This window comes from Pseudomonas sp. IT-P2 (assembly GCF_949767575.1).
In the GTDB taxonomy this organism is placed as follows: Bacteria; Pseudomonadota; Gammaproteobacteria; order Pseudomonadales; family Pseudomonadaceae; genus Aquipseudomonas; species Aquipseudomonas pharyngis.
Window position 1 is genome coordinate 131128 of record NZ_CATKQA010000001.1, and the last position, 19360, is coordinate 150487.

The following is a 19360-nucleotide window of genomic DNA, read 5'->3' on the forward strand; positions in this document are numbered from 1 at the left end:
GGCAGCGCCTGAGAAGAACGGGCGATCAGACCGCCGCGTTGTAGAACTGCTCGCTGCTCTTCTGCTCCACCAGCGCCTGCTCGATGGCAGCCTGATGCACTTCGTCGGCATGCTCTTCGCGGGTTTCCGGCTGAATGCCCAGACGTGCGAACAGTTGCATGTCCTTGTCGGCTTGGGGGTTGGCGGTGGTCAGCAGTTTGTCGCCGTAGAAGATCGAGTTGGCGCCGGCGAAGAACGCCAGGGCCTGCATCTGCTCGTTCATCGCTTCGCGGCCGGCGGACAGGCGTACGTGGGATTGCGGCATGAGGATGCGCGCCACGGCGAGCATGCGGATGAAATCGAACGGATCGACGTCGTCGGCGTTTTCCAGCGGCGTGCCGGCAACTTTCACCAGCATGTTGATCGGCACCGATTCCGGATGCTCCGGCAGGTTGGCCAGCTGGATCAGCAGGTTGGCGCGGTCATCGAGGGACTCGCCCATGCCGAGAATGCCGCCGGAGCAGATTTTCATCCCCGCATCGCGCACATAGGCCAGGGTCTGCAGACGCTCGGCATAGGTGCGGGTGGTGATGATGCTGCCGTAGAACTCCGGCGAGGTGTCGAGGTTGTGGTTGTAGTAGTCGAGCCCGGCCTTGGCCAGCGCTTCGGTCTGATCCTGATCGAGACGACCGAGGGTCATGCAGGTTTCCAGGCCCATGGCCTTCACGCCTTCGACCATCTTCAGCACGTAAGGCATGTCCTTGGCCGACGGGTGTTTCCACGCCGCGCCCATGCAGAAACGGGTCGAACCAATGGCCTTGGCGCGGGCAGCCTCTTCGAGGACTTTCTGCACTTCCATCAGCTTTTCTTTTTCCAGCCCGGTGTTGTAGTGACCGGACTGCGGACAATATTTGCAATCTTCCGGACATGCCCCGGTCTTGATCGACAACAGGGTGGAAACCTGGACGCGGTTGGCGTCGAAATGCGCGCGGTGCACCGTCTGCGCCTGGAACAGCAAGTCGTTGAATGGCTGAACGAAGAGTGCTTTGACTTCGGCCAAAGTCCAGTCGTGACGCAGGGTGGCAGTGGTGCTGGCGCTCATGGGCGTTTCCTTGGTTATGCTTGGCTGGCGCCTGGGGAAACGGAATACCCACAGGCACGACACGGATGTTCGGCATATTTAAGGAAGAGTCATGCGCTGTCAACCACACTACGAAAGGCCGGTTTACATCTGGTTAAAAAACAAACATAACTGCTTATTGTGCGACGAACCGGCAGACGCGCAAATCCCGATCTGCACCGCTTGCGAAACCGATCTGCCGTGGTTGGGCGATCAATGCCTGACCTGCGCCCTGCCCCTCGCCGCCGGCCTGACCTGTGGTGGCTGCCTGCAGGATCCACCGGCCTTCGAACAGGTGGCCGTGCCCTGGATTTATGGCTTTCCGGTGGACACGCTGATCACCCGTTTCAAGCACAACGCCAAATGGCCGCTTGGCCACTTGCTCGCCGACGTTCTCGGCGAGTTTCTGCAACATCGCTTCGAAGAAGACCTGCCTCGCCCGGACGCCCTGCTACCGGTGCCGCTTGCGCCGAAACGCTTGCGCCAGCGCGGTTTCAATCAAGCGGCGATGCTGGCGCGGTGGCTGGGCAAGTCACTCGACCTGCCTTGCGAGGAACACTGTCTTTTGCGCGTGCAGGATACTGACGCCCAGCAGGCCCTCAACGCCAAAGCGCGTAAACGCAATCTGCGAAACGCCTTCGCCCTCAGTCCCGATGCCCAGGTGAAAGGCCGGCACCTGGCCCTGGTCGACGACGTGCTGACCACCGGTGCCACCGCCCAGGCGCTGGCCCGGTTGCTGATGGACGCCGGTGCCGCGCGGGTGGATGTGTACTGCCTGGCCCGCACGCCAAAACCCGGCGACGCGGCTTGACGGATACGCTACGAGTCGCCAACGTCCTCACTCAACCCTTCAGTACAAAGCGTCCGCCATGTCCCTGCCCAGTCTGTTGTCCCAGCACATCGTCCGCCGTCCGCAGCGCATCGCCTTGCTGCAACACATCGCCGAACAGGGTTCGATCACCCGTGCCGCGAAGAGCGCCGGCCTGAGTTACAAGGCGGCGTGGGATGCCATCGATGAGCTGAACAACCTCGCGCAGAAACCGCTGGTTGAGCGAGCGATAGGCGGCAAGGGCGGTGGCGGAGCCAAACTGTCGAGCGAGGGCGAGCGAGTGCTGCGCCTCTATCAAAAGCTGCAAGCCTTGCAGGCTCAGGTACTGGAGGCGGCCGAGGATGCCAGCGATCTGGACCTGCTCGGTCGGCTGATGCTCAGGACCAGCGCACGCAACCAGCTGCACGGCAAAGTCGTGCTGATCGAAGGTCAGGGCCGCAACGACCTGATCCGCCTCGAACTGGCTGAAGGCCTGTCGATCGACGCGCAGATCACCCACGACAGCACCGTCCATCTGGAACTGCAACCGGGCACCGAAGTGGTGGCGCTGATCAAGGCCGGCTGGCTCGAATTGCTCGCGCCAGATGCCACGCCTGCCGTCGGCCACAACCTTTTGAGCGGCCGGATCGAGGCGATTCTCGACGCCGAGGACGGCCCGAGCGAAGTGCGCATCGCCCTGCCCAACGGCCAGACCCTGTGCGCGCTGGCCGAACCGCTGGACTTGCGCAGCCGTGGTCTGAAGGTCGAGCAACCGGTGCAGGTGCAGTTTTCCCCGTCCAATGTGCTGCTCGGAACACCGCTCTGAGCGCACTGCAACGAAAGCGTCATCGACCCGCATTAAGGTGGCAGCCAAAACCATGCAGGGAGCCTGATGTGAGCCTATTAGAAGAAAACCAATCCACAGACCTGGAAAAAATGGTCGGCCTGAGCCGTCGCGGTTTCATCAGCGCCGGCGCGCTGTGCGGCGCGGCGATGTTCCTCGGCGGCAACCTGCTGAGCCGCAGCGTGCTGGCCGCCAGTGTCAGCGCCGGCAACAGCCGTCTGCTCGGCTTCGACAGCATTCCGGCGGCCACCACCGACACCATCAGCCTGCCCAAGGGCTACAAGTCGTCGGTGCTGATCAGCTGGGGTCAACCACTGCACAAGAACGGCCCGGCCTTCGACCCGAGCGGCAATGGCACCGCGGCCGCACAGGAAGTGCAGTTCGGCGACAACAACGACGGCATGAGCCTGTTCGAATTCCCGGGCGAGAAAAACCGTGCGTTGATGGCGATCAACAACGAATACACCAACTACCGCTATCTCTATCCGCACGGCGGCATGCCGCAATCGGCCGAAGACGTGCGCAAGGCCCTGGCCTGCGAAGGCGTGTCGGTGATTGAGGTGCAGCGCAAGAACGGCCAGTGGCAGTTCGTCCAGGGCTCGCGCTACAACCGGCGCATCCACGGTAACTCGCCGCTGCGTATCAGCGGCCCGGCCGCCGGCCACGAGCTGATGAAAACCAGCGCCGACAAGCACGGCAAGAAAGTCCTCGGCACCTTCCAGAACTGCGCCAACGGCAAGACGCCGTGGGGCACTTATCTGACCTGCGAAGAGAACTTCACCGACTGTTTCGGCAGCAGCAACGCCCAGCAACAGTTCGACCCGGCGCAGAAACGCTACGGCGTGTCGGCCGCCAGCCGCGAGATCAACTGGCATCCGTTCGATCCGCGCTTCGACATGGCGAAGAACCCCAACGAACTCAACCGCCACGGCTGGGTCGTGGAGATCGACCCGTTCGACCCGCAATCGACCCCGGTCAAACGCACCGCGCTGGGCCGCTTCAAGCATGAAAACGCCGCACTGGCCGAGACCGATGACGGTCGCGCTGTGGTGTACATGGGCGACGACGAACGCGGCGAGTTCATCTACAAATTCGTCAGCCGCGACAAGATCAACCACCGCAACGCCAAAGCCAACCGCGACATCCTCGACCACGGCACGCTGTACGTGGCCAAGTTCGATGCCGGCGACGGCAATCCGGATCACCCGAAAGGCCAGGGCCAGTGGATCGAACTGACCCACGGCAAGAACGGCATCGACGCCAGCAGCGGTTTCGCCGATCAGGCCGAAGTGCTGATTCATGCGCGACTCGCCGCCAGCGTGGTTGGCGCCACGCGCATGGACCGTCCGGAGTGGATCGTGGTCAGCCCGAAAGACGGTCAGGTCTATTGCACCCTGACCAACAACGCCAAGCGCGGCGAAGACGGCCAACCGGTGGGCGGACCGAACCCGCGCGAGAAGAACGTCTACGGGCAGATCCTGCGCTGGCGCACCGACCGCGACGATCACGCGGCGAAAACTTTCGCCTGGGACCTGTTCGTGGTGGCCGGCAACCCGGGCGTCCATGCCGGTACACCGAAGGGCGGTTCGTCGAATATCACCCCGCAGAACATGTTCAACAGCCCCGATGGCCTCGGTTTCGACAAGGCCGGACGGTTGTGGATTCTCACCGACGGCGACTCGAGCAACGCCGGTGATTTCGCCGGGATGGGCAACAACCAGATGCTCTGCGCCGATCCTGCAACCGGGGAAATTCGCCGGTTCATGGTCGGGCCGATCGGCTGTGAAGTCACCGGGATCAGCTTCTCGCCGGATCAGAAAACCCTGTTCGTCGGGATTCAGCACCCGGGCGAGAACGGCGGTTCGACCTTCCCCGAGCACCTGCCGAACGGCAAGCCGCGGTCATCGGTGATGGCGATTACCCGTGAGGATGGCGGGATCGTTGGCGCCTGATCGGGCGAAGCTCTGATCGTTCCCGTGCACTGCACGGGAACGATCCCACTCAAGACAGCCCGTCTGCGCTACCATGCTGAGCCGGACGCGGCAGCCTGCTGCGCGCAGGAGTCAGCATGGCCCACCCGTTTGAAACCCTCACCCCAGACCTCGTGCTCGATGCCGTTGAAAGCATCGGCTTCCTGAGCGACGCGCGCATTCTGGCGCTCAACAGTTATGAAAACCGCGTCTATCAGGTCGGCATCGAAGACTCGGAACCGCTGATCGCCAAGTTCTATCGCCCGCAGCGCTGGACCAACGAAGCGATCCTGGAAGAGCACCAGTTCACCTTCGAACTGGCCGACGTCGAGATCCCGGTGGTGGCGCCACTGATCCACAACGGCGAAACCCTGCACGAACACGCCGGTTTTCGTTTCACCCTGTTTCCCCGTCGTGGTGGCCGGGCGCCGGAGCCGGGCAATCTCGATCAGTTGTATCGCCTCGGCCAGTTGCTCGGGCGCATGCACGCGGTCGGCGGCACCAAACCGTTCGAGCACCGCGAAGCGCTGGCGGTGAAGAACTTCGGCCATGACTCGCTGACCACCCTGCTGGAAGGCAACTTCATTCCCAGGAGCCTGCTGCCGGCCTACGAGTCCGTCGCCCGCGACCTGCTCAAGCGTGTGGAAGATGTCTACGCCAACACGCCGCACCAGAACATCCGCATGCATGGCGACTGCCACCCCGGCAACATGATGTGCCGCGACGAGATGTTCCACATCGTCGACCTCGACGACTGCCGCATGGGCCCGGCGGTGCAGGACATCTGGATGATGCTCGCCGGCGATCGTCAGGATTGTCTCGGGCAGCTGTCGGAGTTGATGGACGGCTACAACGAATTCCATGACTTCGACCCGCGCGAACTGGCGCTGATCGAACCGCTGCGCGCCCTGCGCCTGATGCATTACAGCGCCTGGCTGGCCCGGCGCTGGGACGATCCGGCGTTCCCCCGCAGCTTTCCATGGTTCGGCAGCGAGCGGTATTGGGGCGATCAGGTGCTTGCGTTGCGCGAGCAGTTGGCGGCGCTGAACGAAGAGCCGCTGAAGCTTTTCTGACACGACACGTCTATACAACTGCCCGTACAATCGCTGCTTTGTTAGCTGCCTAAGCAAGGATTCTGCATGCAAGCCGCCAACCCGCGTCGCGGGTACATTCTGGGCCTGAGCGCCTACATCATCTGGGGACTGTTCCCGCTCTACTTCAAAGCCATCGCCGAAGTGCCGGCGGTGGAAATCATCATTCACCGGGTGCTGTGGTCGGCGCTGTTCGGCGCGCTGCTGTTGCTGGTGTGGAAGCATCCCGGCTGGTGGCAGGAACTGCGCGACAACCCGAAACGCCTGGCGATTCTTGCGCTCAGCGGCACCTTGATCGCGGCCAACTGGCTGACCTACGTCTGGTCGGTGAACAACGGCCGGATGCTGGAGGCGAGCCTCGGTTACTACATCAACCCACTGGTGAACGTGCTGCTGGGCATGCTGATCCTCGGCGAACGCTTGCGGCGCATGCAGTGGCTGGCGGTTGGTCTGGCGGCGGTCGGTGTTGCGCAGCAGGTGTGGCAGGTCGGCAGTCTGCCGTGGGTATCGCTGGTGCTGGCGCTGACCTTCGGTTTCTACGGGCTGATCCGCAAGCAGGCGCCGGTCAAGGCGTTGCCGGGGCTGGTGGTGGAAACCTGGATGCTGGTGCCGATCGCCCTCGCGTGGCTGCTGTTCAATCCGACCGCCACCAGCGCCCAGGCCGAGTTCTGGACCACCTCCGAAGCCTGGTGGCTGGTGGCGGCCGGCCCGGTGACGCTGGTGCCGCTGGTGTGCTTCAACGCGGCGGCACGGCATCTGCCCTACACCACCCTCGGTTTCCTGCAATACCTGGCGCCGACGTTGGTACTGCTGCAAGCCGTGCTGCTGTTCGGCGAGCACTTATCGTCCAGCACGCTGATCGCCTTCATGTTTATCTGGGCCGGTCTGGCGGTGTACAGCGTCGATGCGTGGCTGAGCTTGCGCCGACGCAGCTGATCAAAAAACGCACAAACCTCCACAGGCCACGGTTCTCGTGGCCTGTATCGTTCCTTCCCAAGGTTATCCACAGCGTGATCCCCGCCGTTTGTGCGCAAGTCACTGAATGCTGGCGGTTTTTTGATCAATCTTCGCCAAGCCACAGCGGACGTAGCCTGGCGCTCAGTCTCTACAGGTTATCCACAGGCAGGTGCACGCTAAAACTGGATAACCCATTCCGCTCTCATGGATCAGTGCGCAACACCAGTTCCACCATCAAGTCATCGGCCAGGGTTTCCAGGCGCGATTGCAGCACGTCCAGCGACAGGGTCAGCGGCACTGCCAGGATCGCCTCGGCGTGGAACAGCGGTTCGCTGCTCATCGGCGCCGGGCGCACTTCGGTCACCAGCCGTTCGAGGTTGACGCCCTGCTCGCTCAGCAACCGAGTAATGTCGCGCACGATACCGGGACGATCATTGCCCACCAGTTCCATGGCGATCGGTTTCCAGGTGCAGGCCTGTTCGATACCGCTTTCCGCCACCAGCACGCGAATCCCCTGAGCCGACAAAGCTTGTAAGGCATCGACTAATTCGTCGTAAGCCTCCGCCGGCACGCCGACCCGCAGGATCCCGGCGAACTGCCCGGCCATCCGTGACATGCGGCTTTCCAGCCAGTTGCCGCCGTGTTCGGCGATGCATTGGGCGATGCGCTCGACCTGCCCGGGCTTGTCCGGTGCGAAGACGGTGAGTACGAGGTGATCCATGGCGCAGCCCTCTTGTCATGACTTTTGTTATAGAAGAGCAAGTATAGGCAAGCGTTCCACAGACGCCTCAGACGCTCGAAGTCACAAATCGTGTACAACTTTTTATATTTAACTGGAACAATCCATTGGTTTTTTGAGAACATCCCGTTCCGCGCCGTGACCGCAATGCGTCATGGGGTCGCAGAACGACGTAATTAGTCTGATTTTCACAACCGCAACTCATCATGTAGTATGCCGCAGCGCGCACTACATAACGCTGGATCGATGTCTGCCCAAGGCATGTTCGCAACCCTGAAAGCCCCGTCAGCAAGGCCCCCAAGCCGTTGATTGGTCCCAACCCAGCCGCCAGCGATGGCATGTACTGGTCGAAGGGTTTGTGGTTTAAATGGCCAGAGGCTTCATTGTTAAATTGACGAGCTGAAAAGCGAAATAGCTGAGCAGAGTGAGGCAAGCAATGACTGAACACGTTCAAGTCGGTGGCCTGCAGGTCGCCAAAGTCCTGTTCGACTTCGTGAACAACGAAGCCATTCCCGGTACCGGCCTCACCGCCGACAAATTCTGGGAAGGTGCCGACAAGGTCATTCACGACCTGGCGCCGAAGAACAAAGCCCTACTCGCCAAACGCGATGACTTCCAGGCTCGTATCGATGGCTGGCACCAGAGCCGTGCCGGTCAGCCGCACGACGCCGTGGCCTATAAAGCCTTCCTGCAAGAGATCGGTTATCTGCTGCCAGAAGCGGCTGATTTCCAGGCAACGACGCAAAACGTCGATGACGAAATCGCCCGTACCGCCGGCCCGCAACTCGTGGTGCCGGTGATGAACGCCCGCTTCGCCCTCAACGCCTCGAACGCCCGCTGGGGTTCGCTGTACGACGCGCTGTATGGCACCGATGCCATCAGCGAAGCCGGCGGCGCGGAAAAAGGCAAAGGCTACAACAAGGTGCGTGGCGACAAAGTCATCGCCTTCGCCCGTGCGTTCCTCGACGAAGCCGCGCCACTGGCGACCGGCTCCCACGTCGATTCCACCGGCTACAAGATCGCTGACGGCAAACTGGTCGTCACCCTCAAGGGCGGCAGCACCAGCGGCCTGCGCAACGACGCACAGCTGATCGGTTTCCAGGGCGACGCCAATGCGCCGATCGCGATCCTGCTGAAGAACAACGGCCTGCACTTCGAAATCCAGATCGACGCCAGTACCCCGGTCGGCCAGACCGATGCCGCCGGCGTCAAAGACATCCTGATGGAAGCGGCCCTGACCACCATCATGGACTGCGAAGACTCCGTGGCTGCCGTCGATGCCGACGACAAGGTTGTGATCTACCGCAACTGGCTCGGCCTGATGAAGGGCGACCTGGCGGAATCCGTGTCCAAGGGCGGCCAGACCTTCACCCGCACCATGAACCCGGATCGCACCTACACCAAGGTCGACGGCAGCGAACTGACCCTGCACGGCCGCTCGCTGTTGTTCGTGCGTAACGTTGGTCACCTGATGACCATCGACGCGATCCTCGACAAGCACGGCAACGAAGTGCCGGAAGGCATCCTCGACGGTCTGGTGACTTGCCTCGCGGCGATGCACAACCTGAACGGCAACACTTCGCGCAAGAACACCCGCACCGGTTCCGTCTACATCGTCAAACCGAAGATGCACGGCCCGGAAGAAGCGGCGTTCACCAACGAGCTGTTCGGTCGCATCGAAGACGTGCTGGGCCTCAAACGCAACACCCTGAAAGTCGGGATCATGGACGAGGAACGCCGCACCACGGTCAACCTCAAGGCCTGCATCCAGGCGGCCAGCGAGCGCGTGGTGTTCATCAACACCGGTTTCCTCGACCGCACCGGCGACGAAATCCACACCTCCATGGAAGCCGGCCCGGTGGTTCGCAAGGCTGACATGAAGGCCGAGAAGTGGATCGGCGCCTACGAAAACTGGAACGTCGATATCGGTCTGAGCACTGGCCTGCAAGGTCGTGCGCAAATCGGTAAAGGCATGTGGGCGATGCCCGACCTGATGGCGGCGATGCTCGAACAGAAAATCGCTCACCCGCTGGCCGGCGCCAACACTGCCTGGGTTCCGTCGCCGACCGCCGCTGCGCTGCACGCGCTGCACTACCACAAGGTCGACGTGTTCGCCCGTCAGGCCGAGCTGGCCAAACGCGCGCGCGCTTCGGTCGATGACATCCTGACCATCCCGCTGGCGGTCAACCCGAACTGGACCCCGGAGCAGATCAAGAACGAACTGGACAACAACGCCCAGGGCATTCTCGGTTACGTGGTGCGCTGGATCGATCAGGGCGTGGGTTGCTCGAAAGTGCCGGACATCAACGACGTCGGCCTGATGGAAGACCGTGCAACGCTGCGTATCTCCAGCCAGCACATCGCCAACTGGCTGCGTCACGGCGTGGTCACCGAAGCGCAAGTGATGGAAAGCCTCAAGCGCATGGCGCCGGTGGTGGACCGTCAGAACGCCAACGACCCGCTGTACCGTCCGCTGGCCCCGAACTTCGACAGCAACATCGCCTTCCAGGCGGCAGTCGAACTGGTGATCGAGGGCACCAAACAGCCGAACGGCTACACCGAGCCGGTCCTGCACCGTCGTCGTCGCGAGTTCAAGGCTGCCAACGGCCTGTAACCTGCGCGGATGCCGGACATGAAAAAGCCCTGATCTTTTGATCAGGGCTTTTTTTGTGCTCGTGAATTTGAGATTGGTGAAGGGCTTTGGATCGACCCCTCACCCCAACCCTCTCCCCAAGGGGTAGAGGGGGAAAGGGAGCAGATAGGGGACTTTTCAGAACCTGAGTTCGACTCAATATTTCAGGTCGGTGTATCTCGAACATTCACCTCGGTCAGTCCTCTCTCCCTCCGGGAGAGGGTTAGGGTGAGGGGGCTTTGGCTTAAGGCTCAATGCCCAGCTCATGTCTGACGAGACCGAGCAATTTGGCGGTATCGATCGGTTTGAGCAGGAAATCCACCACGCTCAGATGCATAGCCGCAATCGCGTCCTTCACGTCGGCATCGCCCGAAACAATGATGATCGGCATCGCCGCCCGTACCGATTCACGCACCTGACGAATCAGGTCCAGGCCATCGACATTGCCCATCCGCAGATCGGTGATCACCAGGCCGATGGAGGGCCTTTCCTCGAGCATCTTCAGCGCAGACTCACCGCTGGCCGCGGTCATGCAACGAATACCGTCCAACCCGAGAATCTCCGACAACAGTTCCCGGGCGTCCCTGTCGTCATCGACGATCAATACGCGCTGCGGTGGCAGATCGGGTTCGAGCATTACAGCGCTGAGCGCTTCGCGCTCGGCGTCGCTCAAAATATCGTGGTCGGACATGGCGTTCTCTACGTTTTCAATTCGATCCCCTGGCACAGTGGTCAGACATCGCTGGGCAGAGCTTCAATGTGCACTTCGTCGGATTTTTTTCCAAGGGGCGAACCGAAGAATTTCCGACTGATTTTGTAGGGCATATCCGAAAATTCCCCAACGGCATGCCCAACCTAGACTTACGTCCAATGGGCACCCCGCGCGATGGGGTCGACCATGGCTGCAACGATCCGACAACAACAATTCGAAAAAGACTGCGGTAATGGTTATGAGTAAAGCGGACGCCTTCACCCAGGCAGGGAAAACCGCGGTGTTGCAGAACATTCAGGGCACTTTGCAATTCCTCCAGCGCTTCCCCCCTTTCAATCAAATGGAACACGCCCACCTGGCCTACCTGGTGGAGCAATGCCAGCTGCGCTTCTACGGTCAGGGCGAAAGCATCATCAAACCCGCCGACGGGCCGGTCGAACACTTCTACATCGTCAAGCAGGGCCGGGTGGTCGGCGAGCGGCCGCACACGGCCAAGGGCGGCACCGAAACCACATTTGAAATCACAACCGGCGAGTGTTTTCCCCTCGCCGCGCTGCTCGGCGAACGGGCGACTCGCACCGAACACCTGGCCGGCGAAGACACCTTCTGCCTGCAACTGAACAAACTGGCGTTCATCAAGCTGTTCGCCCTCTCCAACACCTTCCGCGACTTCGCCCTGCGCGGAGTCAGCAGCCTACTGGATCAGGTCAATCAGCAAGTCCAGCAGAAAGCCGTGGAAACCCTCGGCACCCAGTACTCGCTGAACACCCGTCTCGGCGAATTGGCCATGCGCCATCCGGTGACCTGCAACCCCTCCACCCCACTGCGCGAAGCGGTGAAGTTGATGCACGAACAACAGGTCGGCAGCATCGTCGCGGTGGACGAGCACAAGGCACCGCTGGGGATTTTCACCCTGCGCGACCTGCGGCATGTCGTGGCTGAAGGGGCTGGCGATTTCAGCGAGCCGATCGAACGCCACATGACGCACTCGCCGTTCTATCTTTCGCCGGATCACAGCGCCTTCGACGCGGCGATTGCCATGACAGAACGGCACATCGCCCACGTGTGTCTGGTCAAGGATCGACGCCTGTGCGGCGTGGTTTCCGAGCGGGATCTGTTCTCGCTGCAACGGGTCGATCTGGTACACCTGGCGCGGACCATTCGCAGCGCCCAGCGGGTCGAACAACTGGTGACCCTGCGCGGCGAGATCGGCCAACTGGTGGAGCGCATGCTGGCTCACGGTGCCTCGTCGACCCAGATCACCCACATCATCACCCTGCTCAACGATCACACCGTGTGCCGGGTAATCGAACTGACCCTTGCCGAAAAAGGCGATCCCGGCGTGCCGTTCAGCTGGCTGTGCTTCGGCAGCGAAGGCCGGCGCGAGCAGACGCTGCACACCGATCAGGACAACGGCATTCTGTTCGACGCGCGGGATGCGGCCCATGCGGCGGAGATTCGCGGCAAGCTGCTGCCCATCGCCCAGCAGATCAATACCAGCCTGGCGCAATGCGGTTTCACCCTGTGCAAGGGCAACGTCATGGCCGGCAATCCTCAGCTGTGCCTGTCCCGCGCCGAATGGGCCCGTCGCTTTGCCGCGTTCATTCGCGAGGCGACGCCGGAGAACCTGTTGGGCTCCAGCATTTATTTCGACCTGCGCGTGGTCTGGGGTGATGAACAGGGTTGCGAGCAATTGCGCCGGGGGATTCTCGATCAGGTCGGCGACAATCGTCTGTTCCAGCGGATGATGGCCGAGAACGCCTTGCGCAACCGTCCGCCGGTTGGGCGATTCCGTGAGTTCGTGCTGACCCGCAAGAACGGCGAGAAAGCCACGCTGGACCTGAAAATCCAGGGCCTGACACCCTTTGTCGACGGCGCACGTTTGCTCGCACTGGCCCATGGCATCGACGCCAACAACACCCTCGAACGCTTTCGCCAACTGGTGGATAAAGAAGTCATCGACCGGCTGGATGGCGCCGCGTACGAAGAGGCCTACCACTTCATCCAGCAGACGCGCATGCAGCAGCATCAACTGCAGACCCGGGAAAACCAGCCGTACTCGAACCGAGTCGATCCCGACAGCCTCAATCATCTGGACCGGCGCATCCTGCGTGAATCCCTGCGCCAGGCCCAGCGCCTGCAAAGCAGCCTGACCCTGCGGTATCAGCTATGAGCCTGTTTTCGTGGCTGCGTCCGGCCAGCCCCGTTGTGCCGGACGACCTGCAACAGCGCCTGACGACACTGCCGGCCATCGGCGAGCTGCGCGAGTGCAGTCTGCGCGAACAACGCTGGGTGGTGCTGGATCTGGAAACCACCGGGCTGAACCTGAACAAGGATCGGGTGCTGTCGATCGGCGCGGTGGTGATCGAGGACGGTGCGATCGACTTCAGCCAGCAATTCGAACGCACCCTGCAATGCCGCGAGCTGAAACTCGGCCCGAGCGTGTTGATTCACGGTCTGGCACCGAGCGCGATTGCCGCCGGCAGCGAGCCCACCGAAGCCCTGGTCGAGCTGCTGGAGTTTATCGGCGACAGTCCGGTGCTGGCGTTTCACGCCTCGTTCGACCAGCACATGCTCGGCCGCGCGCTGAAAGAACATCTGGGGCACAAGTTGCAGACGGTGTTCCTCGATGTGGCGCAGATCGCCCCACTGGTTTGCCCGCAGGCACACATTCGCGAGGCGGGGCTGGACGAGTGGATCGACTGGTTCAAGCTTGAAGTGTTCGAACGTCACCATGCGAGCGCCGATGCTCTGGCTACCGCGGAACTGGCGCTGATCCTGTTCAGCCGGGCACGCCAGCAGCAGATCCACAGTCCGCTGAATCTGCAGCAACGCCTGAGTCAGTGGAAGCGCCGACAGCAGACGCATTCGTTCTGAATTCGGGTTGTCGCCCGACAACCCGACCGGTGGCCAATTGCTAACCATTCCCACCTCTGCCACAATCGCGAACAATTCTCGTTAGTTAACACTTCCCAGTCGGTGTCGTCGTGTCTTCAGCCCAAAGCCCTCACAGTGAGCTCGTCGGTGCGTTGTATCGCGACCACCGTGGCTGGCTGCTGGCCTGGCTGCGGCGCAACGTGGCCTGCCCGCAACGCGCCGAAGACCTGAGCCAGGACACCTTCGTCCGCCTGCTCGGCCGCGACGAATTGCTGACGCCACGCGAACCCCGGGCGTTTCTGGTGGCGATCGCCAAAGGCTTGTTGTTCGACTACTTCCGTCGGGCCGCGCTGGAACAGGCGTATCTGACCGAACTGATGCTGATCCCCGAGGGCGAACAACCCTCGGTCGAAGAACAGCAACTGATCCTCGAAGACCTCAAGGCCATCGACCGCATGCTCGGCAAGCTGTCGACCAAGGCCCGCGCCGCTTTCCTCTATAACCGCCTCGATGGCCTGACCCACGCCGAGATCGCCGACAAACTCGGCGTGTCGGTCCCGCGCGTACGCCAGTACCTGGCCCAGGGCATCCGCCAGTGCTACATCGCACTGTACGGTGAGCCGACATGAGCCCGGCCAGTTCCCGACCGGTCCCGGCCCATGTGCTGGATGCGGCGATTGCCTGGCAATTGACCCTCGATTCCAGCACGCCACTGGAGCGCGAAGAATTCGCCAAATGGCACGCCGCCAACGAAGAACACGCTCGCGCCTGGCGCCAGTTGGGCATGCTCGACCAGCGTTTCAGCGTGGCCAAGGGCCCGGCACGCAGCGCGTTGCTGCAATCGCGCGAAGGCATCCGCCGCCGGGTGCGCAAGCTGGGCAGCGGGCTGGCCAGTGTCGTGGCGGTGGTCGGTCTGGCGTTGTTTGCCGGCGAACGTTATCTGCCGCTGGATTACTGGCTCGCCGATCAACGCACCGCCACCGGCGAACAGCGCACCGTGCGTCTGGCCGACGGCACCGTGCTCAACCTCAATACTCACAGCGCGGTGGATGTCCGCTTCGATGAGAAGCAACGGCTGATCGTCCTGCAGGAAGGCGAAATCCTCGTCGAAACCGGCCACGGCGATGCGCGGCCGTTCATCGTCGAAACCGCCGAAGGCAGCATGCGCGCCCTGGGCACGCGGTTTCTGGTCAAGCGCGAAGACGCCGGCACGCGCCTGAGCGTTCTGCAGTCGGCGGTGGCGGCGCATCCGCAATCCGATCCGCAGGAACAGATCCTGCGCGAAGGCCAGCAAGTGCTGATCCGCCACAACGGTCTGGATTCGGTGGTGGTGCTCAACCCCGGCGCCGATGCCTGGACCCGCGGCATGCTGGTGGTGGACAACGCGCGCCTGGAAGACCTGGTGCATGAACTTGGCCGCTATCGTCGCGGCCATCTGGGCATTGCGCCGGAAGTCGCCGACCTGCGCATCACCGGCAGTTTCCCGCTGCACGACACCGACAAGGCGCTGAACGCCCTGTTGCCGACCCTGCCGGTGCAGATCGAGCAGCACACGCCCTGGTGGGTGACCGTGGCCAAGGCGGATCCGAAGCCCTGACATTCAGCACTGCCTGCCCACGACAGGCCGCCTGCCACCCCCCTGAAAACGGACTTTCTGCTGACTTGCGCAGCGATGTCGTTCGTTAATCGAAATTATTTTCATCCAGCCCTATCACTTTTCGAATCTCGTCCGGCACACAGGCAATTGAGAAATATTTCCATTCAGGAGCCGCCGTATGTCCCGTTCGCTAGACACCTTGTTGCGCCCCAGTTTGCTGGCGGTCGCCATTGCCCTCTGCACCCCGCTGGCCAGCAGCCAACTGATCGCCGCTGAACAGGCATCGAGCGTGCGCGCCTACAACCTGCCGCCGGCTCCGTTGTCGACCACCCTGAACCAGATCGCCAGCCAGGGCGGCCTCACGCTGTCGCTGAACCCGTCGCTGGCGGCGGGCAAGACCTCGGCGCCGGTCAACGGCCAATATGACGCGGCCGGCGCCCTGCGCGCGGCGCTGCGTGGCACCGGTCTGCAACTGGAACAGAGCGGCGCCGGCACCTACACCCTGGTCGCCGTGCCGGAAGGCGCGATGGCCCTGCCGGAAACCTCGGTAATCGGCGTGGAAAACTTCGAAAGCGCCTGGGGCCCGGTCGAAGGCTACACCGCCACCCGCACCGCCGCCGGCACCAAGACCGACACCGCACTGGTCGAAGCGCCGCGTTCGATTTCGGTCGCCACGCGCCAGCAAATGGAAGACCGAGGCGTGCACAGCCTCGATGACGCCGTGCGCTACATGCCGGGCATCACCGCCAGCAGCTACGGCAGCGACACCCGCGCCGACTGGCTGCGCGTGCGCGGTTTCGAACCGACCCAGTTCCTCGACGGCCTGCCCCTGCCAAAAGGCGTGTACGCCAACCCGAAACAGGAGACCTGGAACCTCGACCGTCTCGCCCTGCTGCGCGGCCCGGCCTCGTCGGTGTACGGCCAGACCCCGCCGGGCGGTTTGCTGGACATGGTCAGCCGTCGCCCGAGCGATGTGCAGAGCAGCGAAATCCAGTTGCAGTACGGCAGCGACAACCACCGCCAGATCAACTTCGCCAGCACCGGCAAGATCGATGACGCCGGCCAGTTTCTCTACGGCCTCAGCGGTGTGGTACGTGACAGCGGCACGCAGATCGACCACGTCGACAACAAGCGCTACAACATCGCGCCGAGCCTGACCTGGAACATCGACGACGACACCAAATTCACCCTGCTGACCCAGTTCACCCGCGACGATACCGGCATCACCAGCCAGTTCCTGCCGGTGCAGGGCACCAAGATCGACATGCCGTTCGGCAAGGTTTCCCACCACAAGAATCTGGGCGATCCGGACTGGGAATATTACGACCGCACCTACTACGCGCTGGGCTATGCCTTCGAACATCGCCTGAACGATGTGTGGCAGTTCAAGCAGAACCTGCGCTACACCAAGTCGGATCTGTCGTTCCAGGGCATCACCGTCGGCTCGTATCCGTTCACTCAAGTGGACAATGACGGCAACGTCGGCCGTACCACGACCATCGTCGACGAAGACATCAGCCAGTTCGCCGTGGACAACAACTTCCAGGCCGACTTCGCCACCGGTGACATCCGCCACACCCTGCTGCTGGGTCTGGATCACCAGCGCAGCAACACCAACTACACCTCGATCTTCGGCAGCGCGCCGGAGATCAACGTGAACAATCCGATCCATGGTCAGCCGATCGTGCGTCCGGCGCGCTCCACCGCGTTCTATGACTATAACCAGAAGACCTACCAGACCGGCCTCTACGTTCAGGACCAGATGGCCCTGGACCAATGGCGCCTGACCCTCGGCGGTCGTGAAGACTGGGTGCACACCAGCACTCAATTCATCAACAAGGGCGACGCCACCAACACCCAGCGTGACAAGGCGTTCAGCGGTAACGCGGCGATCAGTTATGTCTTCGACTCCGGTTTCGTGCCGTACCTGTCCTACGCCGAATCGTTCCAGCCGACTACTGGCGCCGACGCCTCGTCGACCGAATCACTCAAACCCACCGAAGGCAAGCAGTGGGAACTGGGCATCAAGTACCAGCCACCGGGCAGCAAGACCCTGCTGACTGCGGCCGTGTATGACCTGACCCAGAAAAACGTCTCGGTCAGCTCGTTCGTCAACGGCGTATCGATCACCAGCCAGACCGGTGAAGTCAAAGTCAAAGGCCTTGAGCTGGAAGCCGTCTCCGACGTTACCGACAACCTGAAGGTCATCGCCGCGTACACCCTGGCCAAGTCCGAAGTGCAGAACGGCGCCGACAAGGGCAACCGCCTGCAACTGATGCCGAATCAGCAAGCGTCGCTGTGGGCCGATTACACCTGGCACAGCGGTGTGCTCGACGGCTTCGGCATCGGTGCCGGCGCGCGCTACACCGGCAACACCTACGGCGACAAAGCCAACACCTGGCTGGGCAAGGCGGACGCCTACACCGTGTTCGACGCCGCCGTGCATTACGACCTCGGTCGTCTGGACAACAGCCTCAAAGGCGCGTCGCTGGCACTCAACGCCACCAACCTGCTGGACAAGGATTACATTTCCACCTGCGACAGCTTCTACTGCTACTACGGCGACCAGCGCAGCGTCGTCGCCAGCGCCACTTACAAGTGGTAAGCGCCTGAGCTGAACAGGCCCTGCAACCAGGCCGTCCCTCGTGGACGGCTTGGGTGTTTTTGAAGGTCATGAAATGAAAAGTAAAACCATTCGCCGCTGGTCCTTCGTCCACACCTGGACCAGCCTGATCTGCACCGTGTTTTTGCTGCTGCTGGCCCTGACCGGCCTGCCGCTGATTTTCCATCACGAGATCGACCACCTGCTGGGCGATGCGCCCCAGTTGCGGGTGATGCCGGCGGACACGCCGCATCTGAACCTGGCGCAACTGGTCGAAGCGGCGGAAAAGCATCGGCCCGGCGAAGTCGTGCAATATTTCGGCTTCGAAGACGACGAGCCGAATGCCGTGCTGACAATCATGGCCAGGACCGCCGGCACCGAGCCCAACTCCTCGCACACCTTCATGCTCGACGCGCGCACCGGCGAAGCCCTGGAAATGCCGTCGGCCAACGGCGGGCTGATGCTGTTTATCCTGCGCCTGCACGTCGACATGTTCGCCGGGCTGCCGGGCAAGCTGCTGCTGGCGTTCATGGGTTTGCTGTTCGTGGTCGCGATCGTGTCCGGCACGGTGTTGTACCTGCCGTTCATGCGCCGCTTGAAGTTCGGCACGGTGCGCCAGGACAAATCCACCCGCCTGCGCTGGCTCGACCTGCATAACCTGATCGGCGTGGTGACCCTGACCTGGGCGCTGGTGGTCGGCGTGACCGGTGTCATCAGCGCCTGCGCCGATCTGCTGATCGCCGCGTGGCGGGCCGAAGCCCTGACGACCCTGATCGCGCCCTACCGCGATGCCCCGCCCCTGACGCAACTGGCCCCGGCCACCCGTGTGCTGGAGATTGCCAGTGACGTCACACCGGGGATGAAACCGGACTTCATCGCCTTCCCCGGCACCCGGTTCTCCAGCGAGCACCACTACTCGGTATTCATGAAGGGCGGCACCCACCTGACCTCGCACCTGCTGACCCCGGTGCTGATCGACGCCAGCACCCTGCAAGTCACGGCGGTGGCAGAGCGACCGTGGTACATGGACGCCATGGGCATGTCGCAGCCGCTGCACTTTGGTGACTACGGCGGCATGCCGATGAAAATCCTCTGGGCCACGCTGGACGTGCTGACCATCATCGTCCTCGCCAGCGGCGTGTACCTGTGGGTGGTACGGCGCAAGGCCGCGAAACCGGTGCAGGAACCGGCGGAGGCCTCTGCATGAAGCCGCGTCAGTCGAATTTCTGGAAGGTCTTCAGCACGCCGCTGGTGATCGCGCTGCTGAGTGCGGCGGGCCTGTTCGCGGCGCTGCTGGGGGACGGGATCTGGGATGGACTTAGCTGGATTGGTCTGGGCATTCCGGCAGTCATTGCCCTGCGTGGATTGCTGCAACGTCGCTGAACGGCTTGAGCCTGACGGGCAACGCGCTATGCTGCCCGTCATTGCCCCT

At 62.3% G+C, this 19360-nt stretch carries 16 protein-coding genes; 13 read left to right on the plus strand and 3 right to left on the minus strand.

What is annotated here, in order from left to right; all coding sequences use genetic code 11:
* Positions 1-25 precede the first annotated feature (25 nt).
* Positions 26-1081: a biotin synthase BioB gene (bioB, locus tag ACM6JM_RS00655; RefSeq protein WP_414881150.1), complete on the minus strand. Its 1056-nt coding sequence runs from the start codon at positions 1079-1081 to the stop codon at positions 26-28.
* Between the two features lie 91 nt (positions 1082-1172).
* Here bioB and ACM6JM_RS00660 point away from each other — a divergent pair, with 91 nt between their 5' ends.
* The 5 genes from ACM6JM_RS00660 to rarD all read left to right on the plus strand — a co-directional run bounded on the left by ACM6JM_RS00660 (position 1173) and on the right by rarD (position 6748).
* Positions 1173-1910 (plus strand): ComF family protein, encoded by a 738-nt coding sequence (locus ACM6JM_RS00660; RefSeq protein WP_414881151.1) that lies wholly within the window; start codon positions 1173-1175, stop codon positions 1908-1910.
* Between the two features lie 58 nt (positions 1911-1968).
* A complete protein-coding gene (locus ACM6JM_RS00665) occupies positions 1969-2733 on the plus strand; it encodes a TOBE domain-containing protein (protein ID WP_414881152.1) in 765 nt (254 codons plus the stop codon).
* 68 nt (positions 2734-2801) lie between these two features.
* Positions 2802-4703, plus strand: coding sequence for a PhoX family protein (locus ACM6JM_RS00670; protein ID WP_414881153.1), 1902 nt, complete (start codon positions 2802-2804; stop codon positions 4701-4703).
* Between the two features lie 116 nt (positions 4704-4819).
* Complete coding sequence (locus tag ACM6JM_RS00675; protein ID WP_011336248.1) at positions 4820-5794, plus strand: serine/threonine protein kinase; 975 nt, start codon at positions 4820-4822, stop codon at positions 5792-5794.
* Between the two features lie 66 nt (positions 5795-5860).
* The gene (rarD, locus tag ACM6JM_RS00680; RefSeq protein WP_414881154.1) at positions 5861-6748 is read left to right on the plus strand and encodes an EamA family transporter RarD; all 888 of its coding nucleotides are present in this window, start codon (positions 5861-5863) and stop codon (positions 6746-6748) included.
* A 223-nt stretch (positions 6749-6971) separates the two neighbouring features.
* On the opposite strand, the gene ACM6JM_RS00685 is transcribed toward rarD, so the two are convergent.
* Complete coding sequence (locus tag ACM6JM_RS00685; RefSeq protein WP_007959830.1) at positions 6972-7490, minus strand: glycine cleavage system protein R; 519 nt, start codon at positions 7488-7490, stop codon at positions 6972-6974.
* A gap of 454 nt (positions 7491-7944) precedes the next feature.
* On the opposite strand from ACM6JM_RS00685, the gene ACM6JM_RS00690 reads away from it, so the two are divergent.
* Positions 7945-10122, plus strand: a complete 2178-nt coding sequence (locus ACM6JM_RS00690) for a malate synthase G (protein WP_074692165.1) — start codon at positions 7945-7947, stop codon at positions 10120-10122.
* Positions 10123-10384: 262 nt separating this feature from the next.
* Here ACM6JM_RS00690 and ACM6JM_RS00695 read toward each other — a convergent pair whose 3' ends face one another.
* Entirely contained in the window at positions 10385-10831 is a 447-nt protein-coding gene (locus tag ACM6JM_RS00695) for a response regulator (protein WP_074692163.1), read from the minus strand.
* A 253-nt stretch (positions 10832-11084) separates the two neighbouring features.
* Between ACM6JM_RS00695 and ACM6JM_RS00700 the strand changes: the two genes are divergently transcribed.
* From ACM6JM_RS00700 to ACM6JM_RS00730, 7 genes are all read left to right on the plus strand, one after another.
* Complete coding sequence (locus tag ACM6JM_RS00700; protein WP_074692160.1) at positions 11085-13025, plus strand: putative nucleotidyltransferase substrate binding domain-containing protein; 1941 nt, start codon at positions 11085-11087, stop codon at positions 13023-13025.
* Positions 13022-13729, plus strand: coding sequence for a PolC-type DNA polymerase III (locus tag ACM6JM_RS00705; protein WP_039768033.1), 708 nt, complete (start codon positions 13022-13024; stop codon positions 13727-13729). Before ACM6JM_RS00700 ends, ACM6JM_RS00705 begins: the two co-directional genes overlap by 4 nt.
* 110 nt (positions 13730-13839) lie before the next feature.
* On the plus strand, positions 13840-14358 hold the full coding sequence (locus ACM6JM_RS00710) for an RNA polymerase sigma factor (protein WP_039768032.1): 519 nt from the start codon (positions 13840-13842) through the stop codon (positions 14356-14358).
* Positions 14355-15326: a FecR domain-containing protein gene (locus tag ACM6JM_RS00715; protein ID WP_414881155.1), complete on the plus strand. Its 972-nt coding sequence runs from the start codon at positions 14355-14357 to the stop codon at positions 15324-15326. The genes ACM6JM_RS00710 and ACM6JM_RS00715 overlap by 4 nt, the downstream gene beginning before the upstream one ends.
* A 178-nt stretch (positions 15327-15504) precedes the next feature.
* Positions 15505-17931, plus strand: coding sequence for a TonB-dependent siderophore receptor (locus ACM6JM_RS00720; protein ID WP_414881156.1), 2427 nt, complete (start codon positions 15505-15507; stop codon positions 17929-17931).
* 73 nt (positions 17932-18004) lie between these two features.
* The gene (locus tag ACM6JM_RS00725) at positions 18005-19135 is read left to right on the plus strand and encodes a PepSY-associated TM helix domain-containing protein (RefSeq protein ID WP_039768029.1); all 1131 of its coding nucleotides are present in this window, start codon (positions 18005-18007) and stop codon (positions 19133-19135) included.
* The gene (locus ACM6JM_RS00730) at positions 19132-19311 is read left to right on the plus strand and encodes a hypothetical protein (protein WP_064380267.1); all 180 of its coding nucleotides are present in this window, start codon (positions 19132-19134) and stop codon (positions 19309-19311) included. The genes ACM6JM_RS00725 and ACM6JM_RS00730 overlap by 4 nt, the downstream gene beginning before the upstream one ends.
* Positions 19312-19360 lie beyond the last annotated feature (49 nt).

Excerpts from the sequence above, each read along its gene's own strand:
- bioB (WP_414881150.1), bottom strand. The coding sequence starts at position 1,081 with ATGAGCGCCAGCACCACTGCCACCCTGCGTCACGACTGGACTTTGGCC.
- ACM6JM_RS00660 (WP_414881151.1), top strand. The coding sequence starts at position 1,173 with ATGCGCTGTCAACCACACTACGAAAGGCCGGTTTACATCTGGTTAAAA.
- ACM6JM_RS00665 (WP_414881152.1), top strand. The coding sequence starts at position 1,969 with ATGTCCCTGCCCAGTCTGTTGTCCCAGCACATCGTCCGCCGTCCGCAG.
- ACM6JM_RS00675 (WP_011336248.1), top strand. The coding sequence starts at position 4,820 with ATGGCCCACCCGTTTGAAACCCTCACCCCAGACCTCGTGCTCGATGCC.
- rarD (WP_414881154.1), top strand. The coding sequence starts at position 5,861 with ATGCAAGCCGCCAACCCGCGTCGCGGGTACATTCTGGGCCTGAGCGCC.
- ACM6JM_RS00685 (WP_007959830.1), bottom strand. The coding sequence starts at position 7,490 with ATGGATCACCTCGTACTCACCGTCTTCGCACCGGACAAGCCCGGGCAG.
- ACM6JM_RS00690 (WP_074692165.1), top strand. The coding sequence starts at position 7,945 with ATGACTGAACACGTTCAAGTCGGTGGCCTGCAGGTCGCCAAAGTCCTG.
- ACM6JM_RS00695 (WP_074692163.1), bottom strand. The coding sequence starts at position 10,831 with ATGTCCGACCACGATATTTTGAGCGACGCCGAGCGCGAAGCGCTCAGC.
- ACM6JM_RS00700 (WP_074692160.1), top strand. The coding sequence starts at position 11,085 with ATGGTTATGAGTAAAGCGGACGCCTTCACCCAGGCAGGGAAAACCGCG.
- ACM6JM_RS00705 (WP_039768033.1), top strand. The coding sequence starts at position 13,022 with ATGAGCCTGTTTTCGTGGCTGCGTCCGGCCAGCCCCGTTGTGCCGGAC.
- ACM6JM_RS00715 (WP_414881155.1), top strand. The coding sequence starts at position 14,355 with ATGAGCCCGGCCAGTTCCCGACCGGTCCCGGCCCATGTGCTGGATGCG.
- ACM6JM_RS00720 (WP_414881156.1), top strand. The coding sequence starts at position 15,505 with ATGTCCCGTTCGCTAGACACCTTGTTGCGCCCCAGTTTGCTGGCGGTC.
- ACM6JM_RS00725 (WP_039768029.1), top strand. The coding sequence starts at position 18,005 with ATGAAAAGTAAAACCATTCGCCGCTGGTCCTTCGTCCACACCTGGACC.
- ACM6JM_RS00730 (WP_064380267.1), top strand. The coding sequence starts at position 19,132 with ATGAAGCCGCGTCAGTCGAATTTCTGGAAGGTCTTCAGCACGCCGCTG.